The sequence below is a fragment of the Dactylosporangium sp. McL0621 genome, assembly GCF_049995355.1.
Classification (GTDB): Bacteria; Actinomycetota; Actinomycetes; order Mycobacteriales; family Micromonosporaceae; genus Dactylosporangium.
Map to the genome: position 1 here is coordinate 10,933,148 of NZ_CP188259.1, position 18,882 is coordinate 10,952,029.

The window sequence follows — 18,882 nt, forward strand, 5'->3', positions numbered from 1 at the left end:
AGGGTGCTAGGCCGTACCCTCCCTTCGCGACCGGACCACAGTTTTCACCGGGTAGCACGTGGCGGGCGCCGGTGCACGCGTTGTGCCGGAGTGTGGCGAGGAGAGCGAAGCTGTGAGCGACGAGTACCCGGGGGAAGAGCCGGGAACCGCCGCGCCCACCTGGGCGGCCGTGCCGACCATGCCGTGGGGCCAGCGCGTGCCCGACCAGCGCCGCGACGAGCCCGAACCACGCCGCCGCGGCCCGCGTGAACCCGGCCCGGACCAGGGCGAATACGAGCAGCACGGCTACGACGACCCGCGCGCCCACGACGACCGCGCCCGGGGCGAGCGCCGCCGTGACGAGCGCGGCTACGACGACCGCCGGGCCCGCGACGAGCGCGGCCACGACGACCGCCAGGGCCGCGACGACCGTGACCGTGCGTATGGGGGCCGCGGGTACGACGACCGCCGCGAGCGCGACGAGTACCACCGCCGCGACGAACCCCGCCGGGGCCACGACGACCGCCGCGATCCCCGCGAGTTCGACGACCGCCGCGACCCCCGCGGCTACGAGCGCGACCCCCGTGAGTACGACCGGGACCCGCGCGAGTACGACCGCGATCCCCGCGACTTCGACCGGGACCCGCGCGACCACGACCGGGATCCCCGCGACCACGACCGGGACGCGCGGGACTACGACCGGCGCCCCCGTGAGGACCCGCGCGGCTACGACGACCGGCGCGGCCACCCGGACCAGGGCGGTTACCGCGACCCGCGCGACTCCCGGGACCCGCGCGACCCCCGCGACTCCCGCGGTCGCGATCCTCGGGAGCAGGGGCGGCCGGGCACCGCGTACGGGCGGCCCCGCAGCCGGGCCCTCGACGAGCCGACCGACGAGGTCCCCCGCGTGCGCCGCGACGCGCCCGGGCACCCGCGCAACCCCCAGGGCGGCGCGCCGGCGGCCGGGCGGTCGTCGGGGCGGGCCAGTGTGGGCGGCGGTGGCGGCGTGTACGGCTCGCCCCGCAACGCACCGATCAGCGGCGCGCCGGTGAGCAGCGGGCCGCTGAGCAACGCCCCCGTGAGCAGCGGACCCCTGAGCAACGCCCCCGTCAGCAGCGGACCCCTCAGCAACGCCCCGGTGAGCAGCGGGCCGCTGAGCAACGCCCCCGTGAGCAGCGGACCCCTGAGCAACGCGCCGGTCAGCAGCGGCCCGCTGAGCGGCGGACGCCACAGCGGCGGGCCGCTCGGCAACCCACCGATCGGCAACCCACCGCTCGGCAACCCACCGCTCGGCAATGCACCTCGCGGCAACGCACCGTTGAGCAATGCCCCCGTCAGCAGCGGGCCGCTCAGCAACGCCCCCGTGAGCAGCGGCCCGCTGAGCGGCGACCCACTGAGCGGACCCCTCGGCAACACGCCGCTCAGCAGCCCGTCACTGAGCAACCCGCCGCTCGGCAACGCGCCCGTCAGCAGCGGGCCCCTCAGCAACGCCCCGATCAGCGCCGCCCCGGTCAGCTCCGGGCCGCTGCACCAGGAGAACTCGTTCTTCGGGGCGCCGCCGGCCGAGGACCTGCTCCCCGAGGCGCCCGTCAGCGGCGCCGGCGAGGCGGAGGGGTCCGGCATCCGGGTCGAGTTCGTCGAGGCGCCGTCGCCCGCGGTCGCCTCCGGCACGGCCATGGGCACGTACCAGTCGGGCCGGGTCACCGGGGCCGGGGTCGACGGGCTGCAGGCGACCGGGTACCTGCCGATCGTGCGCCCCGGGGCCGAGGGCTTCCCGCCCGAGCTCGCCGCCATCGCGCCGACGTCGCCGCCCGGGCCGCGGGCCGAGCCGGCCGAGGAGCGCGGGCCCGACCCGGAGCAGGTGCTGGCCGGGTTCGTGTGGCGGTTCGACCCCGACACGCTGCGGGAGCAGATCGAGGGCGACGAGGTGACGCAGCTCACCGACATCCGCGAGCAGCTCACCGCGAAGCTCAACAAGGTCGAGGACAACCCGACCCGGGCGCGGCTGCTGAGCCTGCGCGCGGTCGTCTCGCGCATCCTGGGCGACCTGCCGAAGGCGTTCGCCGACGGCAAGCTCGCGCTGGCCCACGCCGAGGCCACCGGGGAGCTGCGGCGCATCGCGATCGCCCAGGCCCGCCTGGCCCACGTGCTGCAGTGGCGGGAGGAGTTCGAGGAGGCCGACCGGCTGTTCACGCTGGCCAACTCCTCCGAGCTGCCCGACCGGCTGCGGGCCACGATGCACCAGCACTCGGGGCGGTGCGCGTACGACCAGGGCCGGTACATGGAGGCCTGCAACCACTTCGAGCGCGCCCTGGACCTGCGCAAGGAGGAGGACCCGGAGCTCATCGCGCAGACCGAGCTCGCGCTCGACGCGGTGTTCCGGCGGGTCGCCGAGAAGGGCTGGGGGCCGTACCCGCGCAGCCGCGAGGAGATCCTGCAGATCCGCCGGGCCCCCTCCCCCGCGTTCGACGAGCAGACCCAGCGCTGGGGCTACATCGAGCCCGACGGCAACTTCGTGATCGGGCCCGGGTACCTCGACGTGCAGCCGTTCCGCGACGGCGTGGCGTGGGTCCAGCGGCAGGGCGCCCAGACCTGGGAGCTGATCGACGACTCGGGCCGGGTGCTCATCGAGCCGTCGGCGGGGTACAGCGGCGTCGGGAGCTTCTCCGACGGCGTGGCCTGGGTCTCGCGCGACGGTACCAACGGCTGGATCGCGATCGACAAGAACAACACGGTGCTCATCTCCACCGGCTTCGACGACGTGCGGCCGTTCCGCCGCGGCGTCGCCGCGGTGCGCCGCGGGGCCTACTGGGGCGCCGTCGACCCGGCCGGGCGGATCGTCGTGCAGTTCCAGTACGACGGCTTCGCCACCGCGCTGCTGGACGGGCGCTACATCGACGGGTTCAGCGACGAGGGCCTCGCCGTCGTGTCCCTGGACGGGCGCAAGGGCGTGGTCGACCGCTCCGGGCGGGTACTGGTGCCGCCGGTGCACCACACCATCATGATCCACCCGGTGGCGTTCCTGATCGTCGACGACGCCCAGCGGTGGGGCGCGCTGGACCGGCGCGGGCGGACCATCATCCAGGCCACGTTCGCCAGCCGGACCGGGGTCACCGACGAGATCGACCGCCTGCTCGCCGACACCCGGCCGGTCATGTAGCACGCAGCCGGGCGATAGGGTCGGAGCATGGAGTTCCGACACCTCGGCCGTTCCGGGCTGCTCGTCAGCGAGATCTCGTACGGCAACTGGATCACCCACGGCTCGCAGGTCGAGGCCGAGCAGGCCACCGCATGTGTGCACGCCGCCCTCGACCTCGGCATCACGACCTTCGACACCGCCGATGTCTACGCCGGCACCCGCGCCGAGACGGTGCTGGGCGACGCGCTGAAGGGCCAGCACCGCGACGGTCTGGAGATCTTCACCAAGGTCTACTGGCGCAGCGGGCCCGGGCGCAACGACAGCGGCCTGTCGCGCAAGCACATCATGAAGTCGATCGACGGCTCGCTGCGGCGCCTGCTGACCGACCACGTGGACCTGTACCAGGCCCACCGGTTCGACTACCACACGCCGCTCGAGGAGACCATGGAGGCCTTCGCCGACGTGGTGCGCTCCGGCAAGGCGCTCTACATCGGCGTGTCGGAGTGGCGGGCCGAGCAGATCCGGGCCGCGGCCGCGCTGGCCAAGGAGCTGCGGATCCAGCTGGTGTCGAACCAGCCGCAGTACTCCGCCCTGTACCGCGTCATCGAGGCCGAGGTCGTCCCGGCCTGCGAGGAGCTCGGGCTCGGCCAGGTCGTCTTCTCGCCGCTGGCCCAGGGCGTGCTCACCGGCAAGTACAAGCCGGGTCAGCCGCCGCCGGCGGGCTCGCGGGCCACCGACGAGAAGTCGGGTGCGGCGTTCATCTCACGGCTGCTGCAGGATGACGTGCTGGCGGCGGTACAGCAGCTGCGCCCGCTGGCCGAGCAGGCCGGACTGTCGATGGCCCAGCTCGGGGTGGCCTGGGTGCTGCAGAACCCCAACGTGTCGTCGGCGATCGTCGGCGCGACGCGGCCGGAGCAGCTCGAGGACAACGTCAAGGCGTCCGGGGTGAAGCTCGACGCGGAGCTGCTCAAGCGCATCGACGAAATCCTGGACCCGATCGCGCAGCGGGACCCCGAGCTGACCCAGAGCCCCGCCGAGCGGCCGTAGTTTTCAGTAGCGGTCCCAGAACCGGAACAGGTGCAGGCCCAGGGAGGCCTGGTAGGACGGGAGTCCTATCAGGTCCCCCAGCCAGTACACGACATCGAAGAAGTAGCCGTTGATCTTCGGTGACCAGAGCAGCGCGATGAGGATGAGCATCCCCCAGGGCGCCATGTGGTTGAAGCCGCGCTGCCACTGCGGGGACAGCCACGGGTAGATCAGGTTGCCGCCGTCGACGCCGGGCATCGGCACGAAGTTGAGCACGCTCGCCGTCAGCTGCAGGAAGGCCAGGAACGCCAGCCCCGCGAAGAACACCGGGTGCTCGCCGGTGTCCAGGCCGAACGTGAACGGCAGCACCAGCAGGATCGCCAGCACCAGGTTCATCGCCGGGCCGGCGAAGCTGATCAGGCTGTCGACGAACCGGCTGCGGATCGCGCCGTGGTTGACCCACACCGCGCCGCCGGGCAGGCCGATGCCGCCCAGGATCACGAACACGAGCGGCAGCACGATCGACAGCAGCGGGTGGGAGTACTTCAAGGGGTTGAGCGTCAGGTACCCGCGGTGTGCGATGTCGTCGTCGCCGCCCTTGAACGCGACCAGGGCGTGCGAGTACTCGTGCAGGCACAGCGAGATCGTCCAGCCCGCCGCGACGAAGAGGAAGACGTTGAACTGCGCGTCTCCGAAGTCGGCCCAGGCCATCCAGCCGCTGACCGCCAGCAGCGCGATGAGCCCGAGGAAGATGGCGCTCGGCCGGAACGCCTCCCGGGGCAGCCGGCCGACCCGGCTGCCGTATCGCCCGTACGACACGGTCAGCCCCCGGCCGGCAGCAGGCTCATCTTGTACTCCGTGCGGTCGTCCTCGGTGAGGATCGCCGAGGCCGCGCCCTTGGCCACCAGGTCGCGCCAGGTCTGCCCGAGCCACGACTCCGCGTCGGACTGGCTGGAAAACGCCTCGGTCGGGCCATCGACGGGCCTGCTCTCAGCGTCTTCGAACTGCCACGTCCACGCCATGGTCACTCTCCTGTCCCAGGTAGAAGACTTCGAGCGTATCGGCCGCGTGGCCCTGAGCCGAGTCCGGCCACCGGTGTCCCTCTAAAGTACGGGGCATGCGGTTGCTGGTGCTCGGAGGAATCCGGTCCGGGAAGTCGGAAGTGGCGGAGGCGCTCGTCGCCGGGGCCGGGGCGGTGCGATACGTCGCCACCGCGCGCGAGAGCACGTCGGACGCCGGGTGGGCGGCGCGCATCGCCGCGCACCGGCAGCGCCGGCCGGGGTCCTGGGCGACCGAGGAGGTCGGCGACTCCCCGGATCGCCTCGCCGAGCTGCTGACCGGCGCGAAGGCCGAGGACACGATCCTCGTCGACGACCTCGGCAACTGGCTGACGGCCGTGTACGACGGCGGCGGCGACCTGTCCGACGCGCCGATCGCCGCGCTGGCCGACGCCGTGCGCTCCTGTGGCGCGGGGCTGCTGGTGCTGGTGGGGCCCGAGGTGGGGCTGGGGGTGCTGCCGGCGACCGAGGCCGGGCGGGCCTTCGCCGACGCCAACGGCCTGCTCAACCAGCGCGTGGCCGCCGCCTGCGACGGCGTGGCCCTCGTGGTGGCCGGTGAGGTGTCCTGGCTGCGCGGCGGCGACCTGGTGCAGCAGGCGGGCGCGCGCGAGGCCGCGGCGGCCGCCGAGCCCGCCGCCGCGCGGACGCCGGAGCCCGAGCCGTTCGTCTTCGACGCCGCCGGGGCCGGTGCGGTGCTGTCCACCGCCGACGGCGGCGACACGCTGTCGTTCTCCCCCGGCATGGAGCTGCCCCTGCCCGACGAGTCCGCCGCCCACGAGGCGGCCGAGCGGCTGCTCACGCTGCGGCTCAACGGCGCCGGCCTGGGCGGCCTGGTGCCCGTCGTGCGCTTCGCCGGCGGGGTGCAGGGCCGGCCCGACCCGCGCCCGTTCCAGCAGCCGCGGGTGCTCGTGCTGCGCGGCGACCGCACCGGCGGGTTCGCGGCCGGGGACTCCGCCGAGGCCGCCGACCGCCGCCTGGACGAGGTCGTGGAGGGCACCGGCACCCTGGCCATGCTCGCCGCCAGCGCCGGCGCGAGCGTCCAGGCCATCGACTGCCCGTCCGCGGGCCCGGCCGAGCTGCACGACGCCCTGGACGACACGGGCGTGGACGCGGCGCTGACCCTGGGCTGGCGGCTCGCCGACGCGGCCGCCAACGAGGGCGTCGACCTGCTCGTGCTGGGCGCCTGCGGGGCCGGGTCGGACGCGGCCGCGGCCGCGATCGTCGCCGTGCTCACCGGGGCCGAGCCGGCCGCCCTGCTGGGCCGGGTCGTGGACGCCTCCGGCTTCGTCGACGACGCCGCCTGGATCCGCAAGATCGGCGCCATCCGCGACGCCCGCCACCGCATCCGCTCGCGCAGCCGCGAGCCGCACATGATGCTCTCGATGCTGGGCGGCGGCGACATCGCGGTCGCCACCGGCGTCGTGCTCGGCGCCGCCTCCCGCCGGCTGCCCCTCATGGTCGACGGGCCGGTCGCGATCGCGGCGGCGCTCGTAGCCCGCGACTACGGCGCGCAGACCCGGCACTGGCTGCTCATGCCCGACCACGGCGACAACCCGACGGTGAAGCTGGCCGCCGACGTGCTCGGCGCCGCGCCGCTGCTGTCGCTGCGCCTCGCGCTCGGCGAGGGAGCGACCGCGCTCGCGGCGCTGCCGATGGTCAACACGGCCCTCACGATCGCCGCCGCGACCCCGGTCCGCGGCCCGGAGGCGCCCGCCGACGCGGCCGCGGACGACGGGCTCAGCGAGCAGGAGCGCATCGAGGCGGAGATCCAGCGGGTGGTGGCGGACTCGCCGACGGCCGAGATGCCGTACGTGAAGCCGTCGTGGGAGGACTGAGGCTCGCGCTGAGCCTGTTCACGGTCGCGCCGGTGCGCGCGGACCGGGTGGACCGGCCGGCGGTCCGGGTGGCGATGCTCCTCGCGCCGGCCGCCGGGGCCCTGCTGGGGCTGGTCCTGGCGCTGCTGGCCGGCGGGCTGGTGCGGCTGGGCGCGGCGCCGCTGCTCGGCGGGGCGGTGCTTGTCGCGTTCGCGCTGCTGCTCACCCGCGGGCTGCACATCGACGGCCTGGCGGACACCGCCGACGGGCTCGGCTCGTACGCCGGGCCCGACAAGGCCCTCGAGATCATGAAGAAGTCCGACATCGGGCCGTTCGGCGTGGCCGCCATCGCCGCGGTGCTGCTCGTGGACGCGGCCGCGGCGAGCGCGCTGACCCTGGCCCCGATCGTGCTCGCGTTCGCCGCCGGGCGGCTGGGGGCGACGGTGGCCTGCCGCCGGGGGCTGCCCGCGGCCCGGCCGGAGGGGCTCGGCGCGCTGGTGGCCGAGACGGTACCCCGGTGGCTGCTGGGACTGGTGACGCTCGTCACGGGCGCGCTGGGGGTCCTGGTCGACCCGCTGCGCGGCCCGCTCGCCGTGCTGGTCGCGGTGCTTGTCGCGGGCGCCCTGACGGTGCATGCGCGGCGGCGGCTGGGCGGTGTGACGGGTGACGTCATCGGCGCGAGCATCGAGCTCGCCACCGCCGCCGCGCTGACCGTCCTGGCTACCTGACCGAGGACTTCACGAACGGCGGCTTGACCACGCGCACCGCCGAGCGGCGGCCGCGCACGTCGAGGGCCACCTCGTCGCCCTCGCTCACGCCGGCCACGGTGTCGATGAGGGCCAGGGCGATGCCGACCTTGCGGGTGGGCGAGAAGGTACCGCTTGTCACCTCGCCGATCGGCGCGCCGTCGGCGGACAGCACCGCCATGTGCGCGCGCGGGATGCCGCGGTCGAGCGCCTCCAGGCCCCAGAGCACCCGGCGCGGGCCCGCGGCCTTCTCGGCCAGCAGCGCCTCGCGGCCCCAGAACTCCGGCTTGCCCCAGCCGACGGCCCAGCCCGAGCGCGCCTGCACCGGGGTGATGTCCAGGGACAGGTCCTGGCCGTGCAGCGGGTACCCCATCTCGGTCCGCAGCGTGTCGCGCGCGGCGAGGCCGCAGGGCCGGGCGCCGGCCTCGACGATCGCGTCCCAGAGGGTGTGCGCGTCGTGGGACGGCACGACGAGCTCGTAGCCGTGCTCGCCGGTGTAGCCGGTGCGGCAGACGACGACGTCGGTGCCCTGGTAACCGGCGACCGTGAAGCTCATGTACTCGTGGTCCGTGGGCAGGCCCAGGCCGGCGAGCAGCTCCGCCGAGCGCGGGCCCTGCACGGCCAGCACGGCGAAGAGCTCGTGCTGGGCCACGATGCTGATGCCGTTGGGCGCGGCGGCGGTGAGGCGGCGGACCACCTCGGCCGTGTTCGCCGCGTTCGGGATCAGGAAGACGTCGTCGTCGCCGAACCGGTACGCGATGAGGTCGTCCACCACGCCCCCGGTCTCGTCCAGGCAGAGGGTGTACTGCGCCTGGCCCGCGCTGATGCGGTCGAGGTCGTTGCTGAGGCAGGCGTTGACGAACGCGGCCGCGCCGCGCCCCCGCACCCGGGCCTTGCCCAGGTGGGACACGTCGAACACGCCCACATCCCCGCGGACGGCCGCATGCTCCTTGAGCACGCCGCCGCCGGCGTACTCGAGGGGCATCTCCCAGCCGCCGAACGCCGCGAACTTGGCCCCGAGCGCCGCATGACGGTGATACAGCGCGGGGTGCCGCAAGGGTTGGGTCATGCCCGCAACCTATCGCGTTGGTTATCGTGTCCTGCACCCGATTCGGCGGCATGCTGAAGTTGCGGCGACCCCGCAGTGAACCATCCGGCCCCGAGCACAGCGAACCATCAGTGATGTGGAGCACCAGTGACCTCCCTGACCCTGGTCGACACCGACCCCGCCACCCTGGCCGTCGACGCCGTCGTGATCGGCGTGTACGCGGACGCCGGCGGTGACGCGAAGCTGCTGCTCGCGCCCGGCGCCGAGAGCGTGGCGGCGGCGTTCAGCGACCGTCCGGGCGGCGGGCTCGCCGAGACCCTGCGGGTGCTCGGGGCGACCGGCGCACTCGGGGAGGTGACCAAGCTCGCCGCGTTCGGCGCGGTGACCGCCCCGCTCGTGGTGGCGGTCGGCCTGGGCACGCCCACCGGCGGCGACGCGGGCCGGGCGCCGGTCGCCGAGTCGCTGCGCCGCGCGGCCGGGTCCGCGGCCCGGGCCCTGGCCGGGTCGGCCTCGGCCGCCCTGGTACTGCCGCTGGCCGGCGACGGCGAGACGGGTGCCGCGGCGCTGGGCCCCGGCCTGCGGGCGGTGACCGAGGGGGCGCTGCTGGGCGCGTACCGGTTCGCCGGCTACAAGTCCAAGCCCGTCGCCGGCCGCCGGGACCCGCTGCGCAAGGTGCTCGTGCACGTGCCGGACGCGGGCAACCGGGCGGCGAAGGCCGCGCTCAAGCGCTCCGGGGTGCTCGGCGCCGCCGTGGCCCGCACCCGGGACTGGATCAACACGGCGCCGAACGAGCTGCGGCCGCCCGCGTTCGCCGAGCAGGTCGCGGCGGCAGCGCGTGAGGTCTCCCTCGATGTGTCGGTACTGGACGAGAAGGCGCTGGCCCGCCAGGGGTACGGCGGCATCCTGGCCGTCGGCCTGGGCTCGGCGGCCGCCCCGCGCCTGGTGCGGCTGGCCTACGAGCCGGCCGGGGCCACCCGGCGCGTCGCGCTCGTGGGCAAGGGCATCACCTTCGACACCGGCGGCGTTTCGATCAAGCCGACCGCCGGCATGTGGGAGATGAAGTCCGACATGTCCGGCGCCGCCGCGGTCGTCGCCGCGATGCTCGTGATCGCCCAGCTCAAGCCCAAGGTGGCGGTCGTGGCGTACGCGCCGATGGCCGAGAACATGGTCTCCGGCAGCGCGTACCGGCCCGGTGACGTCGTGAAGATGTACAACGGCGCGCAGGTCGAGGTGCTCAACACCGACGCCGAGGGCCGGATGATCCTCGGCGACGCGATCGCCCGGGCCTGTGAGGACGACCCGGACTACCTGCTCGAGGTCTCGACCCTCACCGGCGGGCAGGTGATCGCGCTGGGCAAGCGCATCGCGGGCGTCATGGGCACGCCGGAGCTGTGCGACCGGGTCCGCGACGCCGGCGACCGGGCGGGCGAGCCGGCGTGGCCGATGCCGCTGCCCGAGGACGTGCGCAAGGGCATGGACTCCGACGTGGCGGACATCTCACAGGTGAACGCGGGCATGGACCGCGCCGGCCACATGCTGCAGGGCGGCGTCTTCCTGTCGGAGTTCGTGGCCGAGGGCGTGCAGTGGGCCCACATCGACATCGCGGGCCCCAGCTACCACACCGGCGAGCCCTTCGGTTACTGGACCAAGGGCGGCACGGGGGTACCGGTACGCACGCTGGTCGAGCTGGTGGAAGAGATCGCCGCCGAGTAGGCGCGGCTCCCCCCAGGTGAGCGGAGCGGGCAAACTCAGCTCTTCTTGTTGCGCGCGTTGTAGTCGCGCCAGCGCTGGGGGTAGCCCACCAGCGCGATGTCGTACACGGGCATGCTCAGGCGGTGCGCGAACTGGCGCGCCGCCTGCGGGCTGTCCATCCGCCGCCGCGTCCACTCGCCGTCGTGGGCGATGAGCAGCAGTGTCGTCTCGGTCACGGTCGTGCGGGGCTCGATGAAGCCCTCCACGCCGCGCCGGGTGCGCACGAACTCCTCCAGGTAAGCCAGGTCCTCACGGCTGGCGGCACGGCCACCCGCCGCCGGCTTGCGTCGGCGGAACCAAGCCACGATCGCTCCTCATCGTCGAGTCCCTGCACAGGTCGTGCACAGGGTACGACGTCACCACCGGTCCCCGGGACCCCGCGAAGGCGCCCTACCGTCGCAGGCGGGCAGCGCAAGTGACAAGATGGCCGAGGATGGTCATAGCGAAGGGCGAACCCCGCATTCGCACCGTCACGAGCCGGCAGGCCCGTGCATCACCTGGGAGAATTCGTGAGCGACCCACACGCCAACTCCTTCGACGTTCTCGTCCTGGGCGGCGGCAGCGGCGGTTACGCGACCGCCTTCCGCGCGACCCAGCTCGGCCTGTCCGTCGCGCTGGTCGAGAAGGACAAGCTCGGCGGCACGTGCCTGCACCGCGGCTGCATCCCGACGAAGGCGCTGCTGCACGCGGGCGAGGTGGCCGACGCCGCCCGCGAGGCGGACCAGTTCGGCATCCAGGCCGTGTTCAACGGCGTCGACATGAAGGCCGTGAACGCCTACAAGGACGGCGTGGTCACCAAGCTGTACAAGGGCCTGCAGGGCCTGGCCAAGGCCCGGCAGGTGACCCTGATCGAGGGCGAGGGGCGCCTGGTCGCGCCGGACGCCGTCGAGGTCGCCGGGACGCGGTACACCGCGAAGAACATCGTGCTGGCCACCGGCTCCTACTCCAAGACCCTGCCCGGCCTGGTCGTGGACGGCGAGCGGGTCATCACCAGCGAGCACGCGCTGGGCCTGGACCACGTGCCGGCCTCCGCGATCATCCTCGGCGGCGGCGTCATCGGCTGCGAGTTCGCCAGCGCGTGGAAGTCCTTCGGCGTCGACGTGACGATCGTCGAAGCGCTGCCCCGGCTGCTCGCGGTCGAGGACGAGGCGAGCTCGAAGGCGCTGGAGCGGGCCTTCCGCAAGCGGGGCATCAAGTTCAAGGTGGGCAAGCCCTTCGAGGGCGTCGAGCGCACCGACGGCGGCGTGAAGGTGTCGATCCAGGGCGGCGAGACGATCGAGGCCGAGCTGCTGCTGGTCGCCGTCGGCCGTGGCCCGACGACCGCCAACCTCGGCTACGAGGAGCACGGCGTGAAGATGGAGCGCGGGTTCGTCATCACCGACGAGCGGCTGCGCACCTCCGTGCCGGGCGTCTTCGCGGTCGGCGACATCGTGCCGGGCGTGCAGCTGGCCCACCGGGGCTTCCAGCAGGGCATCTTCGTGGCCGAGGAGATCGCGGGGCTGCACCCGCAGGTCTTCGACGAGGCCGGCGTCCCCCGGGTGACGTACTCCGAGCCCGAGGTCGCCTCCGTCGGGCTGAACGAGGGCAAGGCCCGCGAGCTGCACGGCGACGACAAGATCGAGACGATCCAGTACGACCTGACGGGCAACGGCAAGAGCCAGATCCTCAAGACCGCCGGCTTCGTGAAGCTGATCCGGGTCAAGGACGGCCCCGTCGTCGGCGTCCACATGGTGGGCGCCCGGGTGAGCGAGCTCATCGGGGAGGCCCAGCTCATCTACAACTGGGAGGCGTTCCCCGGCGACGTCGCCCCGCTCGTCCACATGCACCCCACCCAGAACGAGGCTCTCGGCGAGGCGCACCTGGCGCTGGCCGGCAAGCCGCTGCACGTTCACTGATCACTGGCAACCGACCGCCACCAAGCAAAGTAGGAGTCGTTTCAGATGCCGGTATCGGTCACCATGCCCCGGCTGGGCGAGAGCGTCACCGAGGGCACCGTCACCCGCTGGTTGAAGCAGGAAGGCGACCACGTCGAGGCCGACGAGCCGCTGCTCGAGGTCTCCACGGACAAGGTCGACACCGAGATCCCGTCCCCGGCCGCCGGGGTGCTGACCCGGATCGTCGTGCAGGAGGACGAGACCGCTGAGGTCGGCGCCGAGCTCGCCGTCATCGGCGATGGCTCGGACGGCGACGCGGACAGTGGTTCCGCGCCCGCCGCCGAGGCCGAGGAGGAGCCGGCGGCCGAGGCGGAGCCGGAGGGCGTCGAGCCCGAGGAGCAGCCCGCCGAGGCGTCGGAGGAGCCCCCGGCCGAGGACGAGGCGCCGGCGGCGTCCGGCGGCGGCGAGGGCACCGCGGTGAAGATGCCCGCGCTCGGCGAGAGCGTCACCGAGGGCACCGTCACCCGCTGGCTCAAGCAGGTCGGCGACAGCGTCGAGGCCGACGAGCCGCTGCTCGAGGTCTCCACCGACAAGGTCGACACCGAGATCCCGTCGCCCGTCTCCGGCACGCTGCTGGAGATCAAGGTGCCCGAGGACGAGACCGTCGAGGTCGGCGCGGAGCTGGCCGTGATCGGCAGCGCCGGGGCCGCGCCCGCCAAGGCCGAGCCCAAGCCGGAGCCCAAGGCCGAGGCCAGGCCGGAGCCGAAGGCCGAGCCCAAGCCCGAGCCGAAGGCGGAGCCCAAGCCCGAGCCGAAGGCCGCCGCCCCCGCGCCGAAGGCGGCCGAGCCGCAGCCGGCCGCGAGCGCGCCGGTGCAGGCCGGACCGGCCACCAACGTCACCGCGCCCGGCTCCGCGCCGGCGAGCGGCAACGGCAAGGTGGCGGGGGACGAGGCCGGCTACGTCACGCCGCTGGTCCGCAAGCTCGCCGCCGAGCACGGGGTGAACCTCTCCGGGCTCGCCGGCACCGGCGTCGGCGGGCGCATCCGCAAGCAGGACGTGCTCGACGCGGCGGCCAAGGCGAAGCAGGCCGCCGAGCAGAAGCCGGCGCCCGCGGCCGCCCCGGCCGGCGGCTCGACCGCCGCGGCCCCGAAGGCGGCCCCGAGCCCGCTGCGCGGCCAGACGCAGAAGCTCAGCCGGATGCGCGCGCTCATCGCCCGGCGGATGGTCGAGTCGCTGCAGGTCTCGGCCCAGCTCACCACCGTCGTCGAGGTCGACGTCACGAAGGTGGCCAAGCTGCGGGAGAAGGCCAAGGCGCAGTTCCTGGCCACGCACGGCGTGAAGCTGTCGTTCCTGCCGTTCTTCTCCCTCGCCGCGGTCGAGGCGCTGCGGGTGCACCCGTCGGTGAACTCCTCGATCGACCTCGAGGCGGGCACGGTCACCTACCACGACGCCGAGCACCTCGGCATGGCCGTCGACAGCGACAAGGGCCTGATCGTCCCGGTCATCAAGAACGCGGGCGACCTCAACCTCGCCGGGCTGGCCAAGCGCATCGCCGACGTGGCCGAGCGGACCCGCGGCAACAAGCTCAGCCCGGACGACATCGCGGGCGGCACGTTCACGCTGACCAACACCGGCAGCCGGGGCGCGCTGTTCGACACGCCGATCATCAACCAGCCGCAGGTGGCGATCCTGGGCACGGGCGCGGTCGTCAAGCGCGCCGTCGTGCTCAGCGACCCGGAGCTCGGCGAGGTCATCGCGCCGCGCTCGATGGTCTACCTGGCCCTGTCGTACGACCACCGCATCGTCGACGGCGCCGACGCCGCGCGCTTCCTGGGCACGATCAAGGAGCGCCTGGAGGCCGGCAACTTCGAGGCCGACCTGGGCCTCTAGGCCCAGCCCGTCAGGGGCGTCCCGGTGGCCGGGGCGCCCCTTGTATGTTCCCCGGGGACGGATCCGGGCAAGATGACCTCATGCAGATCCTGATCGCGGGGGCGTCCGGCTTTCTCGGGCAGCGGCTCATCCCTCACCTGCGCGCCGCCGGGCACCAGGTCACGCCGCTCGTGCGGCGCCGGCCCCGGCCGGGCGAGGTGCGGTGGGACCCGACCGCCGGCGTGCTGGACGCCACCGTCGTGGCCGCCGCCGACGCGGTGATCAACCTGGCCGGGGCGGGTGTCGGGGACAAGCGCTGGACCTCGCAGTACAAGAAGGTGCTGGTCGACAGCCGGGTCGACACCACGCGGACGCTCGCCCGGGCGATCGCCGCGGCCCCGCGCAAGCCGCAGGTGCTGCTCAACTCCTCCGCCGTCGGCTTCTACGGCGACACCGGCGACCGGGCCGTCGACGAGACCTCCCCCGCGGGTGAGGGGTTCCTGGCCGACCTGTGCAAGGTCTGGGAGGCCGCGACCCGGCCGGCCGAGGACGCCGGGACGCGGGTGGCGCTGCTGCGCACCGGGTTCCCGCTGGACCCGGCGGGCGGCCTGCTCAAGCCGGTCTACCTGCAGTTCAAGCTGTTCGCGGGCGGGCGGATGGGCAGCGGGAAGCAGTACCTGCCCTGGATCTCCGTCCCCGACTGGCTCGGCGCGGTCGAGTTCACGCTCGAGCGCGGATCCCAGGGCAACGCAATCGCCGGGCCGGTCAACCTCACCGGGCCCGAGCCGGTCACCAACGCCGAGTTCAGCGCCACCCTCGCGCGGGTCCTGCACCGGCCCAACCTGTTCCCGGTGCCGGGCTTCGCGCTGCGGGCGGCCGTCGGCGAGTTCGGCGGCGAGGCCCTGGCGAGCCAGCGGGTGCTGCCGGCGGTACTGGTGCGCGAGGGTTTCCCCTTCGCGCACCGCACCGTCGAGGAGGCCCTTCAGCAGGCCGTGTCGTCGATCACGTAGAAGTCGGAGCCGGTCTGGCGCAGGCCGTGCGTGGTGAACACGTTGTAGAGGCCCATGTTCTGGTTGGAGCCGTTGGCGTACGTGTACCCGCCCGACTGGTGCGCCCGCCCGGCGACCACGTGCGCGTAGTTCGAGGCGCGCACGCACGGCCCGGAGCCCTGGGTCGGGGTCGGGCTCGCGGTCGGCGAAGAGGTCGGCGACGAGGTCGGCGAGGCGCTCGTCGGGCCGGTGGTGGGCCCGCCGGTCGACAGGCCCCAGTCCAGCGCCTGGTAGTACGACGAGCAGATGGTGTCCTTGTAGTACGTGCCCGCGGTGCCGCACTGCTCTGTGGCCGAGCCGGGGTCGACCGGCGTCGCGTGGGTCATGCCCGACACGAGGTACACCTTGACCTCGTCCCCGTAGTTCGACAGGGACGTGCCGCCGGGCAGCGAGGCCGTCGCGGTCGGCGTCAGCCCGACGCCGAGCACGTCTGTCCACTGGTCGCGCAGCTCGGTGGCGTTGGCCGGGGCCACCGTGGTGTCGGAGGTGCCGTGCCAGATCGCCACCCGCGGCCGCGCGCCGGAGTAGCCCGGGTACGCGGCCCGCACCAGGTCGCCCCAGGCCGCCGGGGTCTTGTCGACGCCGGGGTTCATGCAGCTGTACGCGGCCGTCGTCGACGTCGCGCACCGGAAGGGCAGGCCGGCCATGATCGCGCCGCCGGCGAACACGTCAGGGTAGGTGGCAAGCATCACGGCCGTCATCGCGCCGCCCGCCGAGAGGCCGGTGACGTACACCCGCGCCGGGTTCGTGCCGTAGTTGGCCACGGCGTAGTCGACCATCTGCTTGATCGACAGCGGCTCGCCCGAGCCCCGGGCGGTGTCGCCGGTCTCGAACCAGTTGAAGCAGCTCGTGCTGTTGTTCGCGGACTTCTGCTCGGGCAGCACCAGGGCGAACTTCCACAGGTCGGCGTACTTGCGCCAGCCGGAGTTGGTGAAGTAGTCGGTGGCGTTCTGGGTGCAGCCGTGCATCGCCACGACGACGGGCGCGCCCGACGGGAGGCCGTCCGGGCGGTAGGAGTACATCGTGAGGTTGCCGGGGTTCGAGCCGAAGCCGCTCACGGTCGTGAGGGTCGCGGCGTAGGCGGGCGTCGAGACGGTGGTGAGCGCGACCGCGGCGATCAGTGCGGCGGCCGCGGGCAGGATCCAGCGCAGTGGCCTGGGCATGGCGGTGCCCTTTCTTCGTGGGGAGCACCACGCTAGGTGTGAAATTCGACGCACCACTATGTCCGGATCCCACACAGTTCTTTCCTCGGCCATAACCATCGGACGCGGATAGTCTGGCGTCGTGACCAGCGTGATGGGGATGCGGATCGTCCGGGCCGGGCTCGTGGACTACGAGGCGGCGCTCGCCGAGCAGCGGCGCGTGCACGCGGAGGTCGCCGACGGCGCGGCTCCCGACACGGTGCTGCTGCTGGAGCACCCGAGCGTGTACACGGCCGGCAAGCGCACCGAGCCGGCCGACCGGCCCTTCGACGGCACGCCGGTGATCGACGTCGACCGCGGCGGGAAGATCACCTGGCACGGGCCGGGGCAGCTGGTCGGCTACCCGATCGTGCGGCTGCCCGATCCCGTGGACGTGGTGGCGTACGTGCGGCGCATGGAGCAGTTGCTCATGGACGTCTGCGCGGAGCTCGGGGTCGCCACGGTCCGGGTCGAGGGCCGCAGCGGCGTCTGGGTCCCGGCCGACGAGCGCGGGCCGGAGCGCAAGGTCGCGGCGATCGGCATCCGGGTCGCCCGCGGGGTCACCCTGCACGGGTTCGCCCTCAACGCGGACTGCGACCTCTCGCGGTACGACATCTTCGTGCCCTGTGGCATCCGCGACGCGGGCGTGACGTCGCTCTCGGCCGAGCTGGGCCGGGACGTGACCGTCGCCGAGGTCCTGCCGGTCGTGGAGCGGCACCTCACGACGCTGTGCTGATCCGGTAGGCCACGACCGGGATGAGCTCGGGGTCGACGTCGTCCATCCGGTCGTGGTCGTCACAGGCGAAGCCGAACAGGCCCTGCATCGAGGAGCAGCTGATCTCGTCCGGGTCGGCCGGCTCGAAGCCCAGCGGCTCCCCCTCGTCCTCGCTGGAGCCGGGGTCGGCGCCCACGCTCACGGCGCGCACCCGGGAGCCGTCGCGCCAGACCCCGTAGCTGCACCAGCCGGCGTCGCTGTGGGCGGCGTGCAGGTACACGTGGCGCCGCTCGGTCGCGGCCAGCACCACGGGGTCGAGCTCGGACGGGCGGCGCGGGGTCAGGCCCCAGCTGCACACCAGGTCGAGCCCCGAGAAACAGCCGACGAAGACCACGTCGGCGGGCGGGTTGAGGGCGTCGACCAGCAGCTCGTCGCCGATCTCCTCGACGTGGGCGTCCGGGAAGAGGCGCTCGGCGAGCGCGCGGGTGGCCGGTTTGTCCAGCACCGGGTAGGACCGCAGGACATCGATCGGGTTGCCGTCGGAGAACGCGACGAGAGTGTCGTTGAGCGCCACCTCAGGCCTATTGCCTGCCCGAGTGATTCGGAAACCTCTGGGAAGTGACGTCAATCGCGTTCCCGGTTCCTGGGCAGTCGCCGGGCGTAGTCTTCGAAACGTGACCGCCGTTGTTCCCGAAGGCCGTCGTCTGCTGCGCATCGAAGCGCGTAACGCGGAGACGCCGATTGAGCGCAAACCGTCGTGGATCAAGGTCTCGGCCAAGATGGGTCCCGAGTACACACATCTGCGGGGGCTCGTCCAGCGCGAGGGCCTGCACACGGTCTGCCAGGAAGCCGGCTGCCCGAACATCTACGAGTGCTGGGAAGATCGCGAGGCGACCTTCCTCATCGGCGGTGACCAGTGCACCCGCCGCTGCGACTTCTGTCAGATCGACACCGGCAAGCCGGCCGAGTTCGACGCCGACGAGCCGCGCCGGGTCGCCGAGTCGGTCGCGACGATGGGGCTGAAGTACGCCACCGTGACCGGTGTGGCCCGCGACGACCTGCCCGACGGCGGGGCCTGGCTCTACGCCGAGACGGTCCGGCAGATCCACGCGCTGGTCGGGGGGTGCGGCGTCGAGCTGCTCATCCCCGACTTCAACGGCGACCCCCAGCAGCTCAAGGAGGTCTTCGCCGCCCGGCCCGAGGTGCTCGCGCACAACGTCGAGACGGTGCCGCGGATCTTCAAGCGCATCCGGCCCGCGTTCCGCTACGAGCGGTCGCTGGACGTGCTGACCAAGGCGCGCGAGGACGGCCTGGTCACCAAGTCGAACCTGATCCTCGGCATGGGTGAGGAGCGGGCCGAGGTGTCGCAGGCGCTCCGGGACCTCTACGAGGCCGGGTGCGAGCTCGTGACGATCACGCAGTACCTGCGGCCGACCCCGCGGCACCACCCGGTGGAGCGCTGGGTCAAGCCCGAGGAGTTCGTCGAGCTGCGCGAGGAGGCCGAGCAGATCGGCTTCGCGGGCGTGCTGAGCGGGCCGCTGGTGCGTTCGTCGTACCGTGCCGGGCGCCTCTACCGCCAGGCCCTGGACAGCCGGGCTCTCAACTCTTGACGTCGTCCCTCTAGACTCGGAG

Annotated in this window: 16 protein-coding genes; 10 read left to right on the forward strand and 6 right to left on the reverse strand. The window is 73.3% G+C overall.

All coding sequences use genetic code 11. From position 1 onward, the window contains the following. The first annotated feature begins 112 nt into the window (after positions 1 to 112). Together ACPPVO_RS51740 and ACPPVO_RS51745 are read left to right on the forward strand one after the other, a co-directional pair. A complete protein-coding gene (locus ACPPVO_RS51740; protein WP_426506640.1) occupies positions 113 to 3,139 on the forward strand; it encodes a WG repeat-containing protein in 3,027 nt (1,008 codons plus the stop codon). 27 nt (positions 3,140 to 3,166) lie between these two features. Further along, a complete protein-coding gene (locus ACPPVO_RS51745; RefSeq protein ID WP_426506641.1) occupies positions 3,167 to 4,165 on the forward strand; it encodes an aldo/keto reductase family protein in 999 nt (332 codons plus the stop codon). 3 nt (positions 4,166 to 4,168) lie between these two features. Here the strand turns inward: ACPPVO_RS51745 and ACPPVO_RS51750 are convergent, their stop codons facing one another. Then, positions 4,169 to 4,963, reverse strand: coding sequence for a site-2 protease family protein (locus ACPPVO_RS51750; protein WP_426506642.1), 795 nt, complete (start codon positions 4,961 to 4,963; stop codon positions 4,169 to 4,171). Positions 4,964 to 4,965: 2 nt separating this feature from the next. Then, positions 4,966 to 5,166 (reverse strand): hypothetical protein, encoded by a 201-nt coding sequence (locus ACPPVO_RS51755; protein WP_360378966.1) that lies wholly within the window; start codon positions 5,164 to 5,166, stop codon positions 4,966 to 4,968. Between the two features lie 95 nt (positions 5,167 to 5,261). Here ACPPVO_RS51755 and ACPPVO_RS51760 point away from each other — a divergent pair, with 95 nt between their 5' ends. Both ACPPVO_RS51760 and ACPPVO_RS51765 read left to right on the forward strand, forming a co-directional pair. Then, entirely contained in the window at positions 5,262 to 7,037 is a 1,776-nt protein-coding gene (locus tag ACPPVO_RS51760) for a bifunctional adenosylcobinamide kinase/adenosylcobinamide-phosphate guanylyltransferase (RefSeq protein WP_426506643.1), read from the forward strand. Beyond that, the gene (locus ACPPVO_RS51765) at positions 7,025 to 7,744 is read left to right on the forward strand and encodes an adenosylcobinamide-GDP ribazoletransferase (protein ID WP_426506644.1); all 720 of its coding nucleotides are present in this window, start codon (positions 7,025 to 7,027) and stop codon (positions 7,742 to 7,744) included. The genes ACPPVO_RS51760 and ACPPVO_RS51765 overlap by 13 nt, the downstream gene beginning before the upstream one ends. On the opposite strand, the gene gcvT is transcribed toward ACPPVO_RS51765, so the two are convergent. Further along, the gene (gene gcvT / locus ACPPVO_RS51770) at positions 7,737 to 8,831 is read right to left on the reverse strand and encodes a glycine cleavage system aminomethyltransferase GcvT (protein ID WP_426506645.1); all 1,095 of its coding nucleotides are present in this window, start codon (positions 8,829 to 8,831) and stop codon (positions 7,737 to 7,739) included. The two genes, ACPPVO_RS51765 and gcvT, sit on opposite strands and share 8 nt — an antisense overlap. A gap of 126 nt (positions 8,832 to 8,957) precedes the next feature. Between gcvT and ACPPVO_RS51775 the strand changes: the two genes are divergently transcribed. Further along, entirely contained in the window at positions 8,958 to 10,523 is a 1,566-nt protein-coding gene (locus tag ACPPVO_RS51775) for a leucyl aminopeptidase (RefSeq protein ID WP_426506646.1), read from the forward strand. 35 nt (positions 10,524 to 10,558) lie between these two features. On the opposite strand, the gene ACPPVO_RS51780 is transcribed toward ACPPVO_RS51775, so the two are convergent. After that, positions 10,559 to 10,867: a hypothetical protein gene (locus ACPPVO_RS51780; protein ID WP_426506647.1), complete on the reverse strand. Its 309-nt coding sequence runs from the start codon at positions 10,865 to 10,867 to the stop codon at positions 10,559 to 10,561. Between the two features lie 204 nt (positions 10,868 to 11,071). Here ACPPVO_RS51780 and lpdA point away from each other — a divergent pair, with 204 nt between their 5' ends. The 3 genes from lpdA to ACPPVO_RS51795 all read left to right on the forward strand — a co-directional run bounded on the left by lpdA (position 11,072) and on the right by ACPPVO_RS51795 (position 15,315). Continuing rightward, positions 11,072 to 12,457: a dihydrolipoyl dehydrogenase gene (gene lpdA / locus ACPPVO_RS51785; RefSeq protein ID WP_426506648.1), complete on the forward strand. Its 1,386-nt coding sequence runs from the start codon at positions 11,072 to 11,074 to the stop codon at positions 12,455 to 12,457. A gap of 45 nt (positions 12,458 to 12,502) precedes the next feature. Beyond that, a complete protein-coding gene (gene sucB / locus ACPPVO_RS51790; protein ID WP_426506650.1) occupies positions 12,503 to 14,326 on the forward strand; it encodes a 2-oxoglutarate dehydrogenase, E2 component, dihydrolipoamide succinyltransferase in 1,824 nt (607 codons plus the stop codon). Positions 14,327 to 14,406: 80 nt separating this feature from the next. Then, positions 14,407 to 15,315, forward strand: coding sequence for a TIGR01777 family oxidoreductase (locus ACPPVO_RS51795; RefSeq protein ID WP_426506652.1), 909 nt, complete (start codon positions 14,407 to 14,409; stop codon positions 15,313 to 15,315). Here ACPPVO_RS51795 and ACPPVO_RS51800 read toward each other — a convergent pair. Further along, positions 15,288 to 16,517, reverse strand: coding sequence for an extracellular catalytic domain type 1 short-chain-length polyhydroxyalkanoate depolymerase (locus ACPPVO_RS51800; RefSeq protein WP_426506654.1), 1,230 nt, complete (start codon positions 16,515 to 16,517; stop codon positions 15,288 to 15,290). The genes ACPPVO_RS51795 and ACPPVO_RS51800 overlap by 28 nt on opposite strands. Before the next feature lie 133 nt (positions 16,518 to 16,650). Between ACPPVO_RS51800 and lipB the strand changes: the two genes are divergently transcribed. Beyond that, positions 16,651 to 17,271: a lipoyl(octanoyl) transferase LipB gene (lipB, locus tag ACPPVO_RS51805; protein ID WP_426514856.1), complete on the forward strand. Its 621-nt coding sequence runs from the start codon at positions 16,651 to 16,653 to the stop codon at positions 17,269 to 17,271. On the opposite strand, the gene ACPPVO_RS51810 is transcribed toward lipB, so the two are convergent. Then, positions 17,255 to 17,824, reverse strand: coding sequence for a DUF6928 family protein (locus tag ACPPVO_RS51810; RefSeq protein ID WP_426506655.1), 570 nt, complete (start codon positions 17,822 to 17,824; stop codon positions 17,255 to 17,257). The two genes, lipB and ACPPVO_RS51810, sit on opposite strands and share 17 nt — an antisense overlap. Positions 17,825 to 17,924: 100 nt before the next feature. On the opposite strand from ACPPVO_RS51810, the gene lipA reads away from it, so the two are divergent. Beyond that, positions 17,925 to 18,860 (forward strand): lipoyl synthase, encoded by a 936-nt coding sequence (gene lipA, locus ACPPVO_RS51815; protein ID WP_426506656.1) that lies wholly within the window; start codon positions 17,925 to 17,927, stop codon positions 18,858 to 18,860. Positions 18,861 to 18,882: the final 22 nt, after the last annotated feature.